At 54.6% G+C, this 19,298-nt stretch carries 19 protein-coding genes and 2 pseudogenes; 12 read left to right on the top strand and 9 right to left on the bottom strand.

Annotated elements, in window-relative coordinates; translation table 11 throughout:
- The first annotated feature begins 49 nt into the window (after nt 1-49).
- The 6 genes from AC0L6A_RS15200 to AC0L6A_RS15175 all read left to right on the top strand — a co-directional run bounded on the left by AC0L6A_RS15200 (nt 50) and on the right by AC0L6A_RS15175 (nt 4,813).
- Nucleotides 50-1,798: a sensor N-terminal transmembrane domain-containing protein gene (locus AC0L6A_RS15200; protein WP_473291162.1), complete on the top strand. Its 1,749-nt coding sequence runs from the start codon at nt 50-52 to the stop codon at nt 1,796-1,798.
- Nucleotides 1,795-2,238 carry an HPr kinase/phosphorylase gene (locus AC0L6A_RS15195; RefSeq protein ID WP_473291160.1) on the top strand — a complete coding sequence of 148 codons (444 nt, stop codon included), beginning with the start codon at nt 1,795-1,797 and terminating at the stop codon, nt 2,236-2,238. The genes AC0L6A_RS15200 and AC0L6A_RS15195 overlap by 4 nt, the downstream gene beginning before the upstream one ends.
- A gap of 82 nt (nt 2,239-2,320) precedes the next feature.
- Nucleotides 2,321-3,229, top strand: a complete 909-nt coding sequence (gene rapZ / locus AC0L6A_RS15190) for an RNase adapter RapZ (protein WP_473291159.1) — start codon at nt 2,321-2,323, stop codon at nt 3,227-3,229.
- 1 nt (nt 3,230) lies between these two features.
- Nucleotides 3,231-3,623, top strand: a complete 393-nt coding sequence (locus AC0L6A_RS15185) for a PTS sugar transporter subunit IIA (RefSeq protein WP_473291157.1) — start codon at nt 3,231-3,233, stop codon at nt 3,621-3,623.
- A 6-nt stretch (nt 3,624-3,629) separates the two neighbouring features.
- Nucleotides 3,630-3,902, top strand: coding sequence for an HPr family phosphocarrier protein (locus tag AC0L6A_RS15180; protein WP_473291156.1), 273 nt, complete (start codon nt 3,630-3,632; stop codon nt 3,900-3,902).
- Nucleotides 3,903-3,955: 53 nt separating this feature from the next.
- A complete protein-coding gene (locus tag AC0L6A_RS15175) occupies nt 3,956-4,813 on the top strand; it encodes a lysophospholipid acyltransferase family protein (RefSeq protein WP_473293520.1) in 858 nt (285 codons plus the stop codon).
- 51 nt (nt 4,814-4,864) lie between these two features.
- On the opposite strand, the gene AC0L6A_RS15170 is transcribed toward AC0L6A_RS15175, so the two are convergent.
- Nucleotides 4,865-5,740 carry a 3-hydroxybutyryl-CoA dehydrogenase gene (locus AC0L6A_RS15170; RefSeq protein ID WP_473291154.1) on the bottom strand — a complete coding sequence of 292 codons (876 nt, stop codon included), beginning with the start codon at nt 5,738-5,740 and terminating at the stop codon, nt 4,865-4,867.
- A gap of 194 nt (nt 5,741-5,934) precedes the next feature.
- Between AC0L6A_RS15170 and AC0L6A_RS15165 the strand changes: the two genes are divergently transcribed.
- The gene (locus AC0L6A_RS15165) at nt 5,935-6,765 is read left to right on the top strand and encodes a DUF6473 family protein (RefSeq protein WP_473291153.1); all 831 of its coding nucleotides are present in this window, start codon (nt 5,935-5,937) and stop codon (nt 6,763-6,765) included.
- A gap of 80 nt (nt 6,766-6,845) precedes the next feature.
- Here AC0L6A_RS15165 and AC0L6A_RS15160 read toward each other — a convergent pair whose 3' ends face one another.
- The 7 genes and pseudogenes from AC0L6A_RS15160 to AC0L6A_RS15130 all read right to left on the bottom strand — a co-directional run bounded on the left by AC0L6A_RS15160 (nt 6,846) and on the right by AC0L6A_RS15130 (nt 11,856).
- Nucleotides 6,846-7,772 carry an electron transfer flavoprotein subunit alpha/FixB family protein gene (locus tag AC0L6A_RS15160; protein ID WP_473291152.1) on the bottom strand — a complete coding sequence of 309 codons (927 nt, stop codon included), beginning with the start codon at nt 7,770-7,772 and terminating at the stop codon, nt 6,846-6,848.
- Nucleotides 7,772-8,531: pseudogene (locus AC0L6A_RS15155) on the bottom strand (electron transfer flavoprotein subunit beta/FixA family protein). Before AC0L6A_RS15155 ends, AC0L6A_RS15160 begins: the two are co-directional and overlap by 1 nt.
- Before the next feature lie 197 nt (nt 8,532-8,728).
- Nucleotides 8,729-9,412 (bottom strand): hypothetical protein, encoded by a 684-nt coding sequence (locus tag AC0L6A_RS15150; RefSeq protein WP_473291150.1) that lies wholly within the window; start codon nt 9,410-9,412, stop codon nt 8,729-8,731.
- Between the two features lie 85 nt (nt 9,413-9,497).
- On the bottom strand, nt 9,498-10,070 hold the full coding sequence (locus tag AC0L6A_RS15145) for a cob(I)yrinic acid a,c-diamide adenosyltransferase (RefSeq protein WP_473291149.1): 573 nt from the start codon (nt 10,068-10,070) through the stop codon (nt 9,498-9,500).
- Nucleotides 10,070-10,273, bottom strand: coding sequence for a twin transmembrane helix small protein (locus AC0L6A_RS15140; RefSeq protein ID WP_473291147.1), 204 nt, complete (start codon nt 10,271-10,273; stop codon nt 10,070-10,072). Before AC0L6A_RS15140 ends, AC0L6A_RS15145 begins: the two co-directional genes overlap by 1 nt.
- A 72-nt stretch (nt 10,274-10,345) precedes the next feature.
- Complete coding sequence (locus tag AC0L6A_RS15135) at nt 10,346-11,176, bottom strand: SDR family NAD(P)-dependent oxidoreductase (protein ID WP_473291146.1); 831 nt, start codon at nt 11,174-11,176, stop codon at nt 10,346-10,348.
- A gap of 113 nt (nt 11,177-11,289) precedes the next feature.
- Nucleotides 11,290-11,856, bottom strand: coding sequence for an SH3 domain-containing protein (locus AC0L6A_RS15130; protein WP_473291145.1), 567 nt, complete (start codon nt 11,854-11,856; stop codon nt 11,290-11,292).
- 131 nt (nt 11,857-11,987) lie between these two features.
- Here AC0L6A_RS15130 and parC point away from each other — a divergent pair.
- From parC to tuf, 5 genes and pseudogenes are all read left to right on the top strand, one after another.
- A pseudogene (gene parC / locus AC0L6A_RS15125) lies at nt 11,988-14,322 on the top strand (DNA topoisomerase IV subunit A).
- A gap of 6 nt (nt 14,323-14,328) precedes the next feature.
- The gene (locus tag AC0L6A_RS15120) at nt 14,329-15,504 is read left to right on the top strand and encodes a DUF898 family protein (RefSeq protein ID WP_473291144.1); all 1,176 of its coding nucleotides are present in this window, start codon (nt 14,329-14,331) and stop codon (nt 15,502-15,504) included.
- On the top strand, nt 15,501-16,352 hold the full coding sequence (locus tag AC0L6A_RS15115) for a M48 family metallopeptidase (RefSeq protein ID WP_473291143.1): 852 nt from the start codon (nt 15,501-15,503) through the stop codon (nt 16,350-16,352). Before AC0L6A_RS15120 ends, AC0L6A_RS15115 begins: the two co-directional genes overlap by 4 nt.
- Nucleotides 16,333-16,677 (top strand): M48 family metalloprotease, encoded by a 345-nt coding sequence (locus tag AC0L6A_RS15110; protein WP_473291141.1) that lies wholly within the window; start codon nt 16,333-16,335, stop codon nt 16,675-16,677. The genes AC0L6A_RS15115 and AC0L6A_RS15110 overlap by 20 nt, the downstream gene beginning before the upstream one ends.
- 182 nt (nt 16,678-16,859) lie before the next feature.
- Nucleotides 16,860-18,035 carry an elongation factor Tu gene (tuf, locus tag AC0L6A_RS15105; RefSeq protein WP_246929063.1) on the top strand — a complete coding sequence of 392 codons (1,176 nt, stop codon included), beginning with the start codon at nt 16,860-16,862 and terminating at the stop codon, nt 18,033-18,035.
- Between the two features lie 337 nt (nt 18,036-18,372).
- Here the strand turns inward: tuf and AC0L6A_RS15100 are convergent, their stop codons facing one another.
- Complete coding sequence (locus tag AC0L6A_RS15100) at nt 18,373-19,212, bottom strand: class I SAM-dependent methyltransferase (RefSeq protein ID WP_473291140.1); 840 nt, start codon at nt 19,210-19,212, stop codon at nt 18,373-18,375.
- Between the last annotated feature and the right edge of the window lie 86 nt (nt 19,213-19,298).

The raw sequence follows: 19,298 nt of genomic DNA, 5'->3' as shown, positions 1-19,298 counted from the left end.
CAGTAAGAAAAAAGCATCGGAAAGCGATGTCGTCCTAGGGGAAGACTGGATGTCTCCTCAGGATGAATACGATACCGCTTTGCGCGATACCCGGGCAGAACGCGGGCTGATATCGATCAACAGATCGCCACTGGCGCGCAAGATCATCACCTTCAACCTCTTTGGTTTGGTGGTTTTGGTGGCAGGTGTTCTGTACCTTAACCCATTCCGGGACAGTCTTCTTTTCCAGCGCGAACGGGGTCTGGTGGTCGAGGCCGAATTGATCGCCGATGTCTTTGAGGCGCAGCTTGCTCAAGCAGAAGAATCGGCCCGAATCGTCGAAGAGACCTTATCGGAAGCCGTGGATAGTGTGTTGTCCAATGACACGGTTGTAGAGCAGGAAGCCATCGAAACGCTGGAAACTGATCTGGTCGAATCTGCCCCATCCGAGTTTGCTAATACACTCTCGAACCTACACCTTCCTATTGGCCTTGAAGTGTTTGTGTTTGACGAGAAGGAAGCCTTGCTTGCAACCTCGGTCGGTCGTGACCGGGGCGAAGCCACACCCGTGGACGGACTTCAGCGGGATGTGGGGTCGACCGTCATTACGGATATGCTCAATTCGGTCTGGGAGACCGTATCGGGTTTTGCAAACACGGGTCTTGGGAAAGATCAGCCGCTTGATACGGAAAGCATGGCCCGAAGCCTTTATTTCCGTGCCATGCTTGGTGCAACGCAAGTTGCCAATGGTGTGGACCCGAACGGCGGGACAGTTTTCACTGTGGCGACGCCCATCTTGTTAGATGGCGCACCGAAAGGCGTGGTTGCAATTACCAGTGCAGCCGGCGAGCTTGATCTTCTTGTACGCGCAGAGCGCGAGCAGCTTTTGCAGATGTTTGTTATCGCCATTCTGGTGTCAATCGGGCTGAGCTTGGTGCTGGCTTCCACGATTGCGAACCCATTGGCTGATTTGGCCACGGCGGCTGAGCTTGGTGGCGAAAACGACCCGCGAAATGTTAAAACTCGTCGTGTCCGCATTCCCGATCTCACCGGACGACCGGATGAAATCGGTCGGCTTTCCGGAGCGTTGCGTGGCATGGTGACGGCTTTGTATGATCGCATTGATGCGAATGAACAATTTGCTGCAGATGTCGCACACGAAATCAAGAACCCTTTGGCCAGCTTGCGTTCGGCCGTTGGGACGTTGCGGTTGGCCAACAAAGAAGAACAGCGCGTGCGGCTGTTGGACGTGATCGAACATGACACCCGACGGCTTGATCGCTTGGTCAGCGATATCTCAAACGCTTCGCGGTTGGACAGTGAATTGGTCCGCGAGGACGAAGAAGAGTTTGACCTGATAAAAATGCTGCGTAGCCTCTCGGACTATCTGGGTGGCGAGGCACATGAAAAAGGTATAGATTTCATTACGGATCTGCCGGACAATCCCATCATGACAAGCGGTCTTGAGGCTCGATTGGCGCAAGTCTTTGTCAACCTCATAACAAACGCTCTGAGTTTCTGCGAAAGTGGCGATGCCATTCGCGTTTGGACCCGTCGGCGTGAAAACCGCGTTTTGGTTGTGGTTGAAGATACGGGCCCCGGTATTCCAGATCAGGCGCTTGGGAAGATCTTTGACCGCTTCTACTCCGAGCGCCCTCAGAACCAATTCGGCAACAACTCGGGACTGGGTTTGGCAATTTCAAAGCAAATCGTCGAAGCGCATGGCGGTGTTATCTGGGCAGAGAATATCCGCCCCACCGATGCTGATCTGACATCGGATCCGTTGGGCGCGCGTTTCGTGGTCGGGTTGCCGGTATGAGCGAAACCTTAGCCACCGCACGCTACCATGCGACAACAGTTGCGGTGGACGGTGCGGCGGTCATGATCACGGGTCCATCCGGGTCTGGAAAGTCCGCCTTGGCGTTAGAATTGATTGGCCTAGGGGCTTGCCTTGTCGCAGACGATCTAAGCCAGATTGAAATTCAGAATGACGAGCCGATTGCAGTTGCACCGCCTGAAATGGCAGGGGTGATTGAAGCGCGTGGTGTGGGATTGATCAAAGTGCCCCATTGCCCCCAAGCTCGACTGCGACTTGTTGTGGATATGGGCCAGATTGAAACGGCGCGGCTTCCGTCTTCACTCGCAGTAACAGATGTTAACGGATGCGCGATTGAGTGTCTGTTTCGCGTGGATGCACCTTATTTTGCAATTGCCATCGTCAATCTGCTACGAAGCGGACGCTACGCTGCCGAAATCTGAAATGGTTGAACTTTGGCACAGTTCGCAATCGTGCGGTATGTCTCGAACGGGAACCTAGATCGACGGTTCCAAAGGAATGACCATGACGGATAACAAAACCGAGCCAGAACAGAAGATCGTGTTGGTTACCGGGCCCTCTGGGGCAGGTCGAACCACGGCAATCAGGGTGCTCGAGGATATTGGGTACGAGGTCATCGACAACCTGCCTCTGTCCCTCATTGAACGAATGCTATCCGGTCCGGCCCTGACACGTCCTTTGGCGCTGGGCGTTGATGTTCGAAACCGCGACTTCTCGACCGAGATGCTGTTGCAGGTTATCGAAGACCTGCGCGAAGACGAAGCCTTTGCTGTAGAGGTCCTATATATGGACTGTTCGCGCGACGTATTGGTGCGCCGCTATTCGGAAACCCGCCGTCGTCACCCGCTTGCACCCGATGAAACACCCGAACTGGGCATCACCCGAGAGATTGAGCTGCTGGTCCCAATTCGGGGACGTGCTGATGTGCTTATTGATACCTCGGAATTGTCACCCCATGATCTAAAGGACGAGATTATGCGCTGGCTTTCTGTGTCGGGCGCTGAAGAGCTTGCTGTTTCTGTGCATTCGTTTTCGTACAAGCGCGGGGTGCCACGTGGGTTGGACATGGTGTTCGACGCACGCTTTCTGCGCAATCCGCATTGGGAACCAGCTTTACGCGCGCTCGACGGCCGAAGCGACGAGGTTTCAAGCTACGTGGCTGGGGATTCGCGCTTTGAACAGTTCTTCACACGCGTGCAGGAATTGGTCGAATTTCTGATCCCAGCGTTCGGCGAAGAAGGAAAAGCACACCTTTCGATTGGGTTTGGGTGTACCGGAGGGCAACACAGGTCGGTTGCCCTTGCGGAAAACTTGGCGAAGTCGCTTGCAACTAAGGGATGGCAGGTGTCAATTAGGCATCGGGAATTGGAACGCCGCGCCGGGACAGCAGCGGCAATAACATCGAGGGTATAGCGTGATCGGTATCGTGATCGTCGCGCATGGCGGGCTTGCAAAAGAATATCTGGCGGCAGTCGAACATGTGGTCGGCAAGCAGCCGGGTATGCGTGCGATCTCGACCGATGCGGAATGTGACCGTGAAGACAAGCGGTCCGAAATTCGCAAAGTCGCCGACAGCGTCGATCAAGGGGACGGTGTAGTGATTGTTGTCGACATGTTCGGGGGATCACCCGCCAATCTGTCGCTGCCCGCCTGTTGCAAATCCGATCGCAAAATCCTGTATGGCGCCAATCTTCCAATGCTTTTAAAGCTGGCCAAAACCCGCCATCTTTCTGTCGAAGCATCGACCCAGAAAGCGCTGGCCGCGGGCCGAAAATACATTGACTGCATTGATGTGAGCGAGGATTGAAAACGTATGAGTACGAACCGAGATCTTGAGATTATCAATGTTAAGGGCCTGCATGCGCGGGCCTCGGCTAAATTTGTCGATACAGTGGAAAATCATGATGCCCAAGCGCGCGTGTCCAAAGACGGGTTGGATGCAGATGGGGATTCCATTATGGGGCTTTTGATGCTTGCAGCTTCGCAAGGGACAAGCATCAAGGTAGAGACATCTGGCCCACAAGCTGTAGAATTGATGAATGCGCTTGAAGCATTGGTAGAGGACAAGTTTGGCGAAGGTATGTAAGCCGGTATTAGGCTAGAGGTGAGTTAGACGTGACGCATGAAGCGGAAAATAATATGGCGCAGGCCAATTCTACCGCGGCGGTCCCTCAGAACTATGACCGTCGCAGCCTGACCTATGCGAACTCGCTTAACAATCCGCTTCAAGGATTGATCATTCGCTGTGTCGAATGGGTGACTGGGAAAGTGTCGATCCTGCGTATGGTGCGTAGGCTCGAGCGTCGAGGTGCTCCCAAAGGTCAGGCGTTCTGGGGTGCTTGTCTTGATGTGATGGGAGTGAAGCTTCAAACTCCTGATGATCAGCTAAGCAACATTCCAGCCGAAGGCCCGGTTGTGGTGGTGGCAAACCATCCGCATGGGTTGACCGATGGCATGGTTTTGGCCGAACTGATTGGCCGCCGTCGCGAGGATTATCGCATTCTGACCCGTTCGGTTCTGGATGGATTGGACGAGGTTGCGTCTTCTTACATGATCCCGGTCCCATTCCCACATGACCCCGATGCTCAGAAAAAGATGGTCGAAATGCGCGCCCAGGCCATGAAACATCTTAAGGATGGCGGTTTGGTCACGCTTTTTCCATCGGGCGTCGTAGCATCTTCTGACAGCATGATGGGCCCCGCGATCGAGCGTGAATGGAATGTTTTCACAGCGCAGCTCGTTCGCCGTTCGGGTGCACAGGTTGTCCCGATATTCTTCCCGGGGGCCAATTCGCGCTGGTATCAAATTGCCAATCGCTTTTCCGCTACAATGCGGCAGGCATTGCTGTTGCATGAGATTGTGAAAAGCTGCAACCAATCCATTTCACCGGTGGTGGGTGAGGCATTGACGGAAGAGCAGATGGAATCTCTGCAATCGGATCCACGGGGATTCATGGCTTGGCTCAGATCACATACTTTGGCACTTGCAGAGCGATGAAAGCAAAAGGCCCCAGCGGGGCCTTTTTTGTCTTTCAAATTGGATAGTTGATTATCGGGTCGGTACGGGAGTTTCCCCGCGATAATCGTAAAATCCGCGTCCGGCTTTGCGGCCAACCCAACCAGCCTCGACATACTTCACCAAAAGCGGGCAGGGACGGTATTTCGTATCCGCCAGCCCGTCATGCAGCACGTTCATGATTGCAAGGCATGTGTCCAGACCAATGAAATCACCCAGCTCAAGCGGCCCCATTGGATGGTTGGCACCCAACTTCATTGACGCGTCAATGGATGAGACCGAGCCAACACCTTCATAAAGCGCATAACAAGCTTCGTTGATCATTGGGATCAGGATGCGGTTCACGATGAAGGCGGGATAGTCCTCGGCACTTGCAGCCGTCTTGCCCAACTTTTCCACCACCGCAAGACAGGCCTTATAGGTGGGTTCATCTGTGGCAATGCCGCGGATCAGTTCAACCAGTTGCATCAGCGGCACCGGGTTCATGAAATGGAACCCCATGAAGCGTTCCGGGCGGTCTGTTCCACTGGCAAGACGCGTGATCGAAATCGAAGAGGTGTTTGAGGTCAGGATCGTGTCCGGGCTTAGATGCGGCAAAAGCGTATCAAAGATCTGCTTCTTCAGGGCTTCATTTTCAGTTGCCGCTTCGATGACCAGATCTGTTGGACCAAGGTCGGGCAGGGACAGCGTGGTGCTGATCCGTCCCATTGCATCATCTTTGTCCTTCACGGAGATTATCTCGCGCGAGACCTGACGCTCTAGGTTCTTGGCGATCCGAGCGATGGCAGCATCCAGACTGTCCTGACTAATGTCGTTCAAGCGGACTTCGTATCCGGCAACGGCCAATACATGTGCAATTCCGTTACCCATCTGCCCGGCGCCGACAACGCCTATTGTCTCGATGCTCATATGTATTTCCTTCTGGTCACGCCGCACGGGCATAGCCCCGCGTTACGTTTGGTTATGCCCAGACTATGCGCCGCGTGGTTCCGGGTGCAAGGGTTAAGCCGAAGCTAATGAAATATCAGGCATTCTAAGATTAGCGTTTTGGCAAGGCTTTGGGCGCACAGTCCTTTCCGGGTGAAATAATTGGAGTGGGTGGCATGGCTTATGAGAACCTTGGGAAAGGGTCGTTGGACTACTTCCCGTGCCGATACAAAACATCAAAAATTCTGTTCCGGGGACCAAAGCGCAGTTTGAGCAGCCCCTACATCGCGGTGCTTGGCGGGACCGAGACATATGGCCGTTTCGTCAAGCAACCTTATCCCGATCTATTGGAGGCACGATTGGACCGTTCTGTGGTAAACCTCGGCTGCCCGAATGCGGGGCTGGAAGTGTATCTTCACGATCCAGCACTTCTGAAACTGTGCAACAAAGCCAGTGAAATCATTGTTCAAGTGCCGGGTGCGCAGAACCTCTCGAACAGGTTTTATGCCGTGCACCCACGTCGAAATGATCGTTTTTTGCGCGCGTCGAACATGCTCAAATACCTGTATCCAGAGGTGGATTTCACGGAATATCACTTTACGCGCCATCTGTTGGGGGCGCTTCAGTCGGTTTGTGAACAACGCTTCGCCTTTGTGCGCAAAGAACTAAAGCAAGCTTGGGTGGGGCGTCTAAAGGCGTTGCTATCTAGGTTGGAAAGCCGCGTCACACTTGTATGGATTGCTGATCATATGATTGTAAGCGGCACTGTTGGTGATGCGCTTGGGTCTGATCCTTTGTTTGTGGATCGAGATATGATCGACAATATTCGCCCATTTGCCCGCGACTTGATTGAGGTTGCCCTGACGCCTGCCGAAATCCGAGAAGGGCAAACTGGGCTGATCCACTCGGAAATGGACGCGCCGGCTGCAGGAAAGATGCTGGGAACCATTGCACACGAGCGTACCGCGAATGAGCTGGTTCGATCTTTGTCCACAAGCCGTGTTTAGGGGCAGCTTCAAAACATGGCTGCGCAAAAGAAAAGGCCCGCAGGGTTGCGGGCCTTTTAGATCTTTTTCTGACGATCAGATCAGACTGCGTCGGTCAGGGCCGGGACGGCCTCGAACAGATCTGCAACCAGACCGAAATCCGCAACCTGGAAGATTGGGGCTTCTTCGTCTTTGTTGATCGCGACGATGATCTTCGAGTCTTTCATACCAGCCAAATGCTGGATTGCGCCCGAGATGCCGATGGCGATGTACAGTTCCGGGGCAACAACCTTACCGGTCTGACCAACCTGCAGATCGTTCGGGGCATAGCCCGAATCAACTGCTGCACGCGAAGCACCAACGGCGGCGCCCAGCTTGTCGGCCAGTTTCTCGATCAGGGCGAAGTCCTCTTCCGAACCAACGCCACGGCCACCTGAAACAACGACGCCAGCCGAAGTCAGCTCGGGACGGTCGCTTGCGGCAACTTTGTCTTCAACCCATTCCGACAGGCCCGGGTTCTCAGCAGCGCCGATGGCCTCAACCGCAGCCGAACCGCCTTCACCAGCCGCATCAAAAGTCGAGGTGCGGAAGGTGATAACCTTCTTGGCATCCGACGATTTGACGGTTTGCATAGCGTTACCAGCATAGATTGGGCGTTCGAATGTGGAACCATCCACAACAGCCGTCACATCCGACAGGATCATCGCGTCAAGAAGAGCTGCAACGCGAGGCATTACATTCTTGGCGTCGGTGGTGGCAGGTGCCACGATGTGTTCGTAATCGCCAGCCAGCGATACGATCAGGGCTGCGGTCGGCTCGGCCAAGCGGTGGCCCAGCGATGCATCTTCGGCAACCAAAACCTTGGCAACACCGTCGATCTTAGAGGCAGCTTCGCCAGCAGCCGAGGCGCTTGCGCCAGCGGCCAGAACGGTCACATCACCCAGTGCTTTTGCGGCGGTGACAGCTTTGGCGGTGGCGTCCATCGCCAGTTCGCCATTGGTGACTTCAGCAAGAAGTAGAACAGCCATTATACAGCCCCCGCTTCTTTAAGTTTCGATACAAGCTCGTCAACCGAACCAACGATGATACCAGCGGCACGTTCTGCCGGCTCTGAGGTCTTTACGATCTCAAGGCGCGGGGTCACGTCAACGCCGTAGTCAGCAGCTGTCTTTTCATCCAGCGGCTTTTTCTTGGCTTTCATGATGTTCGGCAGCGATGCGTAACGTGGTTCGTTCAAGCGCAGATCCACCGTAACGATCGCGGGCATGTTCACCTTGATGGTTTGCAGACCACCATCCACTTCGCGGGTCACAACGGCTTTGTCACCGTCAATGTCCAGCTCGGATGCAAAGGTGCCTTGCGACCAACCCAGAAGGGCCGACAGCATTTGACCGGTTGCGTTCATGTCGTTGTCGATGGCTTGCTTACCAGCCAGAACCAGGCCGGGCTGCTCTTCTTCAACAATTTTGGCCAGGATCTTGGCAACGGCCAGTGGCTCGATGTCATCGTGGACATCATCCGTCGCGACGACCAGAATGGCGCGGTCTGCACCCATGGCCAGCGCCGTACGCAGCGTTTCCTGAGACTGCTTCACGCCGATGGATACGACGACGATCTCGTCGACCTTACCGGCTTCTTTCAGGCGGATGGCCTCTTCGACGGAAATCTCGTCAAAGGGGTTCATCGACATTTTTACGTTGGCAAGATCGACACCGGATTCCGTCCGCTTTAACACGAACTTTCACGTTGTAGTCGATCACGCGCTTTACAGGCACAAGCACCTTCATTGGCGTGTCTCTCCCAGTTAAGCCCACGGGGGGCGGTAATGCTCTCGCGACACGTTTAACGAAATGCTGCATATGAAAACAGCGTAAAATCGTCACGTCCGGGTCTGCGGACGTCGCGTTCTTTCGTTTTGAGGGGGATTCTTTGCAAGAATGTTGCTGGGTTGCAATCCGACAAAGTTGTGACTGTGCCGATTCCCTTAGGCAGAGCTGGTCGTTTCTGCTGCGTGAAAGAGTACGATCTGCTCTTGTCCTTCAGCGATTATGGCGGCGTCCAGTAGCCGATCCGAGAGGTTGGACTGAAATGCCCAGTTTTGAACCTCGCGTTGATGGATGCCATTTTCCCAGAAGGCGTCTCCGCCAAGAGGAAACCACGTTTCGCTTTCTGCGATGATGGCTTGTGCAAGGCGATGTATGTCCAGTTGCTCCATGTGGTTTAGCAACGGATTCATGTCCATTCCCGCATTTGAAAACATGCACAGTGTCTCGTCGATGCGCGGATTGGGAAGTCTTAGCCGTGCAGCGAATATCTCGACGGCGAACCTTTCAAAGCAAGCCTTGGGGGTCGTAGTCCAGACTGAAACAGGGGAAAAGTTGCCACATCTCTTGAAGATAATTTCGTCGCCTACAGTATTCAGTTCGATGTCTTGCGCGACCAAATCCATCAGCCTAGGTAAAAGCCACATTGATCTAGATTCCGTCGGATGAAGGTCAAAGGCGGCGTTGAGCCATTCTTCAATAAGCTCTTTTGGAACACTTCTTACCGGTGTCGCGAGAATTTGCGCTTCGTCTTTTTTCAGCATGCAGCATTCAGTACAGACACCTGCGCTTTCTGGCGGGTGCATCTGAAATACCTTGTAGGCTTGGTCGATGATGACCGCCAAACTGTCTGATAAGTAAGTGCTCATTTCCGCAAGGTATCAACTCAATCCCGCAGTCGGCAAGCCGCTATCACTAGCTTGGTGCCTGCTATCTGTTCGCGCCCGGCACCCAAAGCACATCCGCTTTGCCGCCATCATTAGCCACACGTGCTGCGACGAAACACCAGTCCGACAAGCGGTTCAGGTATTTGACGGCCACCGGATTCACGTCTTCCTGTGTCGCCAGTTCTGTAGACAGACGTTCGGCGCGGCGTGACACCGTGCGCGACAGGTGCAGATGTGCAGCCAGAGCTGACCCGCCGGGCAGAATGAAGCTGCGCAGCGGTTCCAGTGCTTTGTTCATCGCGTCGATTTCAGCTTCCAACCGATCCACCTGTTCTTGTGCCATGCGCAGAGGCGGGTATTCGGCCTCGGCGTCTTTGGCCATGTCGGGGCGACAAAGATCAGCGCCCAGATCAAACAGATCGTTTTGAATGCGCGCCAATGCTGCATCCATTTCTCCGTCGGAATGAAGGCGGACCATGCCAATCGTGGCGTTGGTTTCATCCACAGTGCCATAGGCATCGACCCGCGCGTCATGTTTCGGACGGCGCGAGCCATCCCCCAAGGCGGTTTCACCCTTGTCGCCTGTGCGAGTGTAAATCTTGTTCAGAACAACCATCAGTTTCCTCCACGCAGCCAGACGAAAAGAAGGATCAAGGCGATGGCGACTGCCTGCGCCCCGATCCGCCAGCGCATTAATTTGTTCGAGTACTTATGGGCGGTTTTGCCGCCAACGCCAAAAGATCCGATGCCCAGCACCAGAATGATCAAAACAGCGGCACAGGCCACCACAATGAAAAGGAATAGGGGATCGTTTGCCATAATATCTCTCACTTCGTGTTGGGCCTCAGATAGACCCATTCCCACAGTTTTACGAGGGACAATTGATCGCGCCTATCCGTTTGGCGTGACGCGATCCCCCATACGTGTCGACAGAAGGCGACGTCCAATTCCGGCGATATATGTGGCGGTGGTCACGTAATAGCGCGGCTTCGGCTTGGGGTGTTCCAGCGCGTGAATCAGCTTTTTTGTCACCGCAGAAGCGGGCAGTTCAAACGTATCCAATTCGCCGCTGTCATCATAAAGACGCTCGCGCAGTTTGGCATAGAGATTGCGGCGCGGGCTGTTTTCCCAATCGATCCAACGTTCGAAATGCGGTTGCGCGTTTTCGCGAATCTTCGTGGTGATTGGACCGGGTTCGATCAGGATGATGTCGATGGGCTGGTCCCGCATCTCAAGGCGCAACGTATCCATCAACCCTTCCAACGCAAATTTGGTCGAGGAATAAGCCCCGCGCCATGGCATCGCGGCGAAGCCCAGAACGGAGGAGTTGTGGACCACTCGCCCATGTCCCTGAGCGCGCATGACGGGCAGAACCAGACGGGTCAGGTGGTGGTATCCGAAGAAGTTGGATTCAAAGATCGTACGCAGCGCATCCGTAGGCAAATCTTCAACAGCGCCGGGAATTGCGTAGGCGCCGTTATTGAATAGCGCGTCTAGCGTGCCGCCGGTGCGCGACAGAATCTCGGTCATGGCGGTTTCCATGCTGGCCTCATCGGCGTGATCCAGCAGCAGGCTTTCCAACCCTTCGTCACGTAATCGCGCACAATCTTCTTCTTTGCGGCAGGTGGCAAAGACGCGCCAGCCACGCTTGGCAAGTGTATGGGCCGCATCATAGCCAATGCCGGAAGAACATCCGGTGATTAGAATGGATTTCTGGGTCATTTTTTTCTCCTGCCTCGCACTCATTTGGGTAAGGGCAGGGTGCAGACCTGGTCAACAAAAAAAGAGGCGCCACGAATGACACCTCAGTTGATTCTCTTGAAAGGGACCGCTTGTTAAAGCTGCGGTTTGAGGAATCTTGATGCGATAAAGCCGCGCGTGCCGGTGTCGACGACTTTGATCTGGCTCCAGCCACTGCCAACTTGTCCGGTTTCGACCACTTCGGTGCCACGGGTCAAGCGGGCGACAATACCATGCTGGGTGGACGGTCCGCCCCGCATGTTTACGGTGGTGCCGCTGACAACCATGGTTGGGAATTCAGTGCTGAGACTGGCAGGTTGCGCGACCCCCTCATTGACAGGAGCTGGCGCGCTTGCGGCCATTTTGCGGGCGGCAGCCTCGGCCAAAGCGGCGGGGCTGGCGGCGTCATCTACAGTGGCAGCTGCTTTGATGATGAATGAGGCAGGGGTCGTCACAGCCGCATTGGCTGGCACATCAACAACCGGTACAACCGCAGAGGTGTCGGTATCCTCAACCTTCGCAGACACGGCAACAATTGTGTCCTGCTTTATGGTTGGTTCCCGACCAATCCGATCTGTTGGCATATTGTCGTCACGGCCATAATGCATCATGGCAGCGCCCATTACGCCAACCGTCAACAATGACATTCGAATAATACTCATACTATCCCCCTTAATCGATCACCAATAAACACTTTGCTTCAAAACTAATCGCGGGGAATGTAATTCGAATTTCCCCCGGAAACCCGCGGTGGCAGCTTTACGCGAGTCGTCCTCAAGGATACACAAAAACCATGAATGATGTAACCGACAATCCCGAGACCGGGGGAAGCGAACTGGCAGAGCCTCTGCGCCGTGCCATTGGCGACCGCTATTTAACCTATGCGCTGTCCACGATTATGCACCGCGCGCTTCCCGATGCACGTGATGGCTTGAAGCCTGTTCATCGTCGCATCCTGTATGCGATGAGCCGCCTTAAACTGGCGTCAGGTGGTAAGTTTCTGAAGTCTGCGAAGATTTCCGGCGACACGATGGGGGATTTCCACCCTCACGGGGACGCAGCCATTTACGACGCCATGGCGCGTTTGGCGCAGGATTTTGCCGTGCGCTATCCACTTGTGGATGGGCAGGGGAACTTCGGCAACATCGACGGGGATAACCCAGCCGCCTCGCGCTATACAGAAGCGCGCATGACGTTCGTTGCGGAAGCCATGTTGCAAGGCTTGGATGAAAATGCAGTCGATTACCGGGATAACTATGACGGACGTCTGACCGAGCCCGTTGTTTTACCCGCGGAGTTTCCGAACCTGTTGGCCAACGGATCGTCGGGTATTGCGGTGGGCATGGCGACGAACATACCCCCGCACAATATCCCAGAACTGATTGATGCATGCTTGCACCTGATCAAAACGCCGGACGTCCGTGACGACACGCTTCTGAACTATGTTCCCGGACCTGATTTCCCGACAGGTGGCGTGATTGTCGAACCACCGGAAAGCATCGCCAACGCCTATCGCACCGGGCGCGGGTCGTTCCGACTGCGCTGTAAGCACGAGATCGAGGATTTGGGCCGTGGTCAGTGGCAAATCATTGTGACCGAGATTCCGTATCAGGTTCAAAAGTCGAAGCTGATCGAGAAAATCGCCGAGCTGATCCAAACCAAAAAGGTGCCGATCCTTGGCGATATTCGGGATGAAAGCGCCGATGACATCCGTATCGTGCTTGAGCCCAAGTCAAAGAATGTCGATCCCGAGCTTCTGATGAGTTTGATGTACCGTAACTCGGATCTTGAGACGCGGTTCAGTCTGAACATGAACGTGCTGATCGACGGCGTAACGCCGAAGGTCTGTTCGATGAAGGAAGTGCTGCGCGCGTTCCTTGATCACCGCCGTGATGTGCTTCAGCGTCGTTCGCGTCACCGTATGGACAAGATCGACCACCGACTTGAAGTGCTGGAAGGCTTCATCGTTGCCTTCCTGAACCTCGATCGTGTGATTGACATCATCCGCTATGACGATGACCCCAAAGCCGCGCTGATGCGCGAGGATTGGAGCATCAAGCATGCGCGCGCGATGGACGAAAGCGACTATCGCAGTCCTGCCCCCGGCGAAGGCGAGTTGTCTGATGTTCAGGCCGACGCGATCTTGAACATGCGTCTGCGCAGCTTGCGCCGCCTTGAAGAGATGGAGTTGGTGCGCGAGCGGGATGAGCTGATGGAAGAACGTGCCTCGCTTGAGCGATCTTCTGGACAGCGATGACCTGCAATGGGTCCGTATTTCCGAGCAATTGAAAGAATCGAAGAAGCTTTTCGGAAAGAACTTTGAGGGCGGCCAGCGTCGGACTCAGTTTGCCGAAGCTGGCGAAGTCGAAGATGTGCCGCTTGAGGCAATGATCGAACGTGAACCCATCACCGTGGTTTGTTCCCAGATGGGTTGGATTCGCGCTATGTCAGGCCATATCGACCTAAGCCGCGAGCTGAAATTCCGCGACGGGGACGGCCCACGATTTGTGTTCCATGCTGAAACCACCGATCGCTTGCTGGCCTTTGATTCTAACGGCAAGTTTTTCACCCTTTCCTGCGCCAACCTTCCCGGCGGTCGCGGCATGGGTGAACCTTTGCGATTGATGGTTGATCTGCCAAATGAGGCCGAGATTGTTGACTTGTTCATCCACCAGCCGGACCGCAAGGTGCTGGTCGCTTCGAACGAAGGCAACGGCTTTATCGTGAACGAAAACGATGTGCTGGCGCAGACCAAGAATGGCAAGCAGGTATTGAACGTTGGGGACGCGACGGCAAAAATCTGTGCTCCGGTCAGCGGGGATCACGTGGCCATCATTTCTGAGAACCGACGCCTACTTGTCTTCCCTGTGTCCGAGATCAACGAAATGACGCGCGGCAAAGGTGTTCGGTTGCAGAAGTATAACTCGGCACGCGGCAAACAGGGCATTCTTGAGCTGGATGGAGGTCTGTCAGATATGAAGACCTTCAATCTAGAAGAAGGCTTGTCTTGGCCCGCTTCGGGGGATCGGACGCGCACTGAACCAGACATGTCGCCGTGGTTGGGCAAGCGCGCTGGTGTCGGCAAAGCCCCACCTCACGGGTTTCCCCGCAACAACAAGTTCGAGTGATTTGGTTTGCCTCCTAGCCATCTAAATATCTCATATTCTGGCGAGAAGGGACCGATCTTCTGGCTGGCTCTGCGCACCAGTATCCTGACGGTTCTGACCCTTGGGTTCTATCGTTTCTGGGCAAAGACTCGACTTCGACGGTATTACTGGAGCGCTATCCGACCAGGTGGTGCACCGCTGGAATATGTGGGTGACCCTCTTGAAAAATTGCTGGGTTTTCTGGTCGCTGTGGTCTTTATGGCGTTCTACATCGGGATCGTGAATCTGATCCTGATGTATTTCAGCTTTGCGCTGTTGAATGCCAACTACGCGGCCTATGGCCTTAGCTTTTTGGGGCTGACGCCGATCATCTTTTTCGCCCAGTATCGCGCACGCAGATACATTCTGGCGCGCACGCGCTGGCGCGGAATTCGCTTTGGATTGGAACCCGGCGCATGGGGCTATTGCTGGCGCGCGATGCTACATTGGATTGTTGCGATCTGCACCTTGGGGTTGCTGTGGCCAATGACAACCTTATGGCTCGAGAAATACCGGGTTTCGCGCACTTACTATGGGGACCAACGGTTTGTGCAGGGTGGCTCAAAGGGCCTTTTGTTTGGCGCGATGAAACACGTGTATTACGCAGTCGGCCTAAGTGTCGTCGCCTCGGCAATGCTTGCATTATATGAGAACCCCAGTTGGCTTTTGATGTTCCTGCTTACGGTGCCGTGGTTGGTCTATGGGTTGGCTTATTGGCGGGCAGAAAGCTTCAAGCGCATGACCGAAGCGAAAGAACTGGGCGACATGCGCTTTACCGCCGCGCCGCGCCCTTGGCGGATCATTGGGATCTATGCGCTGGGCGGTCTGATGTTAAACATTGTTATGTCAGGTCTGTTTCTGTTCGTGTTCATGTTGGTCGTCCTTGCGGGCGGTTCTGCTGATTTGGAAAATATGGATATCGACTTGATGGAAGGTGCATTCACGGCACTTCTTCCAGCGCTTCTATTTGTCTACTTCCTGCTCATCGTTGTGACACGTGCCATGACGCAAGCGTGGATTACGCTGCCATTGGCGCAGCACTTTGCAGAAGTGACCAAAATCGTGAACACCCAAAATATTGCGCAGATTGTACAGCGCGATCGCGATGAATTCGCCGAGGCGGAAGGCTTTGCCGAAGCTTTGGATGTGGGGGCAGCTATATGAGTGCTCAATCCGCCGAAACGCATTTCGCTGATCTTGCGCAAGGAGAACGCGCCCACCTGACGCGTGTTGAAGTTGTCGCAGATGCAACCGGTTTGGTCCTGCAATTGCCTGATGGTGATGAAACGAATTGGCTTTGGTCTGACATGCGACGGGTACGCGATCAGGCGGATCGTGGTGTCATGGTATTGGCGCGCAAAGGTGATCCGATCACGCGGCTTTATCTGACCGACAAAACTGCACAAGACTATGTTACGCAGAATGCGAAGGCATTGGGTAAGCGCGAGCGGAGCACACCACTGTCTAAGGTAGCGCTTTGGGCCACTGGGGCCGTTGGTGCAGTTGCGGCCATCATTTTTCTGTTGGTCCCACTCATGGCCTCACAACTTGCGGAAATTCTGCCGCCCGAGGGCGAAAAAGCTTTGGGTGATACCACGTTCGAACAGATCCGTACGGCACTTTCCGAAACGGGTTTCGAGGGTCAGCTACGGATTTGCGATGACCCAGCGGGCACTGCTGCGATGAAGGCCATGTACACACGCCTGAACCCGGATGCGGATCTGCCATACGAAGTTCAAATCCATATTCTGGATCACCCGATGGTTAATGCCTTTGCGCTTCCGGGGGGGCGGATTGTATTTTTCCGCGGACTTATTGAAGAAGCGCAGAACCCAGATGAAGTAGCTGCTGTGCTGGCGCATGAGATTGGCCATGTTGTGAACAGGGATCCGACCCGCGACGCTTTGCGCTCGGCAGGATCACTTAGGGGTTCTTGGGCTACTGTTTGGGGATTTCGCTGGTGGAACTGTTGCACTTTTCTTAGCCAACCAGTTGATCAATGCCTCGTATAGTCAGTCTGCCGAGGCCACGGCGGATGACTATGCCCATGGTCTTTTGGAAAAGGCCAATATTTCGCCGGTTGCTTTGGGGACGTTCTTTGAGCGGTTGCATGAAGAACACGGCGATGCAGAAGGTCTGGTGGCTCATCTGGCATCACATCCACAGATGACCGACCGTATCGCCGCCGCCAAGGCTGCGGTGGATTTGGAACGCGAATATGACGTGATTCTGGATGACGGTTCTTGGAGCGCGCTTCAGGCCGCCTGTGGTGGCGAAGGTAATATCACGTCGGATGCGCAAACCCGGGACAAAAAGGTGTGGCCAACGTCAGAGTGATGGCTGCGATCCATTAAGTAACCCAGCGAAATTGTTGCGGTTAAGATCCGGGTTGGCAGGTTTTGCGGTTTTCCTTGTGTTGGGGCGCACGCAAGCCTTGATTTTCTTTTGCCAAACGAATACCTAGCGCGCGATATTGACCACGGGGTCAGCGACCCCCCCAGACACGAGGCGTAGGGCTCATGGCTAAGGAAAAGTTTGAACGCGGTAAACCGCACGTAAACATCGGCACGATTGGTCACGTTGACCACGGCAAGACGACACTGACGGCAGCGATCACCAAGTATTTTGGTGACTTCCAGGCTTATGACCAGATTGATGGTGCGCCGGAAGAAAAAGCACGCGGCATCACGATCTCGACCGCTCACGTTGAGTACGAGACCGACGCACGTCACTATGCTCACGTTGACTGCCCCGGCCACGCCGACTACGTCAAAAACATGATCACCGGTGCTGCCCAGATGGACGGCGCGATCTTGGTTGTGAACGCAGCAGATGGCCCCATGCCACAGACTCGCGAGCACATTTTGCTTGGTCGCCAGGTTGGTATCCCGACCATGGTCGTTTTCATGAACAAAGTTGATCAGGTTGACGACGAAGAGCTTCTCGAGCTGGTTGAGATGGAAATTCGTGAACTGATGAACGAATACGGTTATCCAGGTGACGACATGCCGATCATCGCGGGTTCCGCGCTGGCCGCCATGGAAGGCAAGAACCCTGAAATCGGTGAAGAGAAAATCCGCGAGCTGATGGCTGCTGTGGACGAATACATCCCGACCCCGGATCGTCCGGTTGACGGCGCATTCCTTCTGCCGATCGAAGACGTGTTCTCGATCTCGGGTCGCGGTACTGTTGTAACCGGCCGTGTTGAGCGTGGCGTTGTGAATGTTGGCGACGAGATCGAAATCGTTGGCATCAAAGACACTCAGAAAACCACCTGTACTGGCGTTGAAATGTTCCGCAAGCTGCTTGATCGCGGTGAAGCAGGCGACAACGTTGGCGTTCTGTTGCGCGGTATCGACCGTGAAGCTGTTGAGCGTGGCCAGGTTCTGTGTAAGCCAGGTTCGGTTAACCCGCACACCAAGTTCGAAGCCGAGGTCTATATTCTGACCAAGGAAGAGGGTGGCCGTCACACGCCGTTCTTCGCGAACTACCGTCCTCAGTTCTACTTCCGTACAACTGACGTGACCGGCACGGTTGAACTGCCTGCAGGCACCGAAATGGTGATGCCGGGCGACAACCTGAAGTTCGACGTTGAACTGATTGCTCCGATCGCGATGGAAGAGAAACTGCGCTTCGCGATCCGCGAAGGCGGCCGTACCGTTGGTTCGGGCGTTGTCTCGAAAATCATCGACTAAGAACGCATTGCGTTCTTAGGGCGACAGGTGAATTGGCGCAGCCAAATCACCGAGAGCCAGAGAGACAGAAGATAAGAAAAGGGCGCCCACTGGGCGCCCTTTTTGCATCGGGGGGATTGAGGGGGCAGGAGATTAGTTCGCAAAGATCGCGTTCATTTTTCTTTCGGTCATAGCACTTTTCAGTGCTCACCCCTTGCCCCCCTTTCACCCGCAAGTTCGCTAGCGGAGGCAGAGTTGGCGGATATCGGTCCCGTTGTTGTTCCCATGGGTTTCGAGCGCGGCGGCTACGTTGACCATCCTAGTCCGCTCTCGGTGACGACGCTGAGCCGTTGTATCCTTAATACTTCTGAACAAAATGACCGGCGCGATCCGCGTTTGGGTGATTCCTTAGAGTTCGAACTTGATCAGCCATGGGCTTGATCACATCAAAGCCTGCGTCGATCATGCGACGTCGGGCCTTTCTGAGGGCAAACTGCCGTTGGTCGTCGGGCAGGGGAGTGATCATGGCGCGCTCTAACGCTTCATCATCGATTTGTTTCGTGTTCAGGAAGGCAACCGTGTTGTCAGGGATGCAGGCGACAGGTGTGAAATAGTCGGACAGGCGTTCCATTTGGATCGCGATCCAGGGCAAGCGCCAAAACAGATAGTCCTGTTGTACTACAAGCGAGCGTCCTGGGATCAGTGACGGGAAGAAAATGCGGGTCATCTCCTCCATCGTCTGCATTGTTTTCGAAGCGTCCATGACAAGGATTTCTATCGGACCCTCTTCCCAAGTCTGTTCTTCGATTCTGCCCGGATAAAGTGAAATGCGTTCAGTCCACGGGGTCAGAAGGTCGATGGTAAGATCCAGTATGTTGTCCCCAACAAATTCTGGGACGCCTTGTGCATATAGAATGCGTGCTTTTACCCGCTCATCCGCACGAAAAAGGTCATAGGCATGGATCAACCCATCATGCCCAGCTTTCTGATGCCCTGCCGCTAAGCGAGCGGTTGAACCGCCGGCAAAGCAGCCCAGATCAACCACTGCCCCCACGCCCTTCATCCAATCAGAAGTGATCCACGCATAGAACTGCTGTTCTTCGGCGGCCAGCATTGTGGGTACCTTTGACGCCTCTGCAAGCAAGGCAGGATCAAGGGATTTCCACGGCGCGTCTTTGAATATTGCCAGATCACTCATTTGTCGGCCTGTTTTTAGTGTTAGGTGAAAGATAGCACTAAAAATGTCAATGAAACCTCTTGATAATCCGGCCGTGCTGGCGTAAT

This window comes from Aliiroseovarius sp. D2-2, assembly GCF_055809455.1.
Note: the sequence above shows the minus strand (reverse complement) of the source record. Positions and strands in the feature narration are given on the sequence as shown.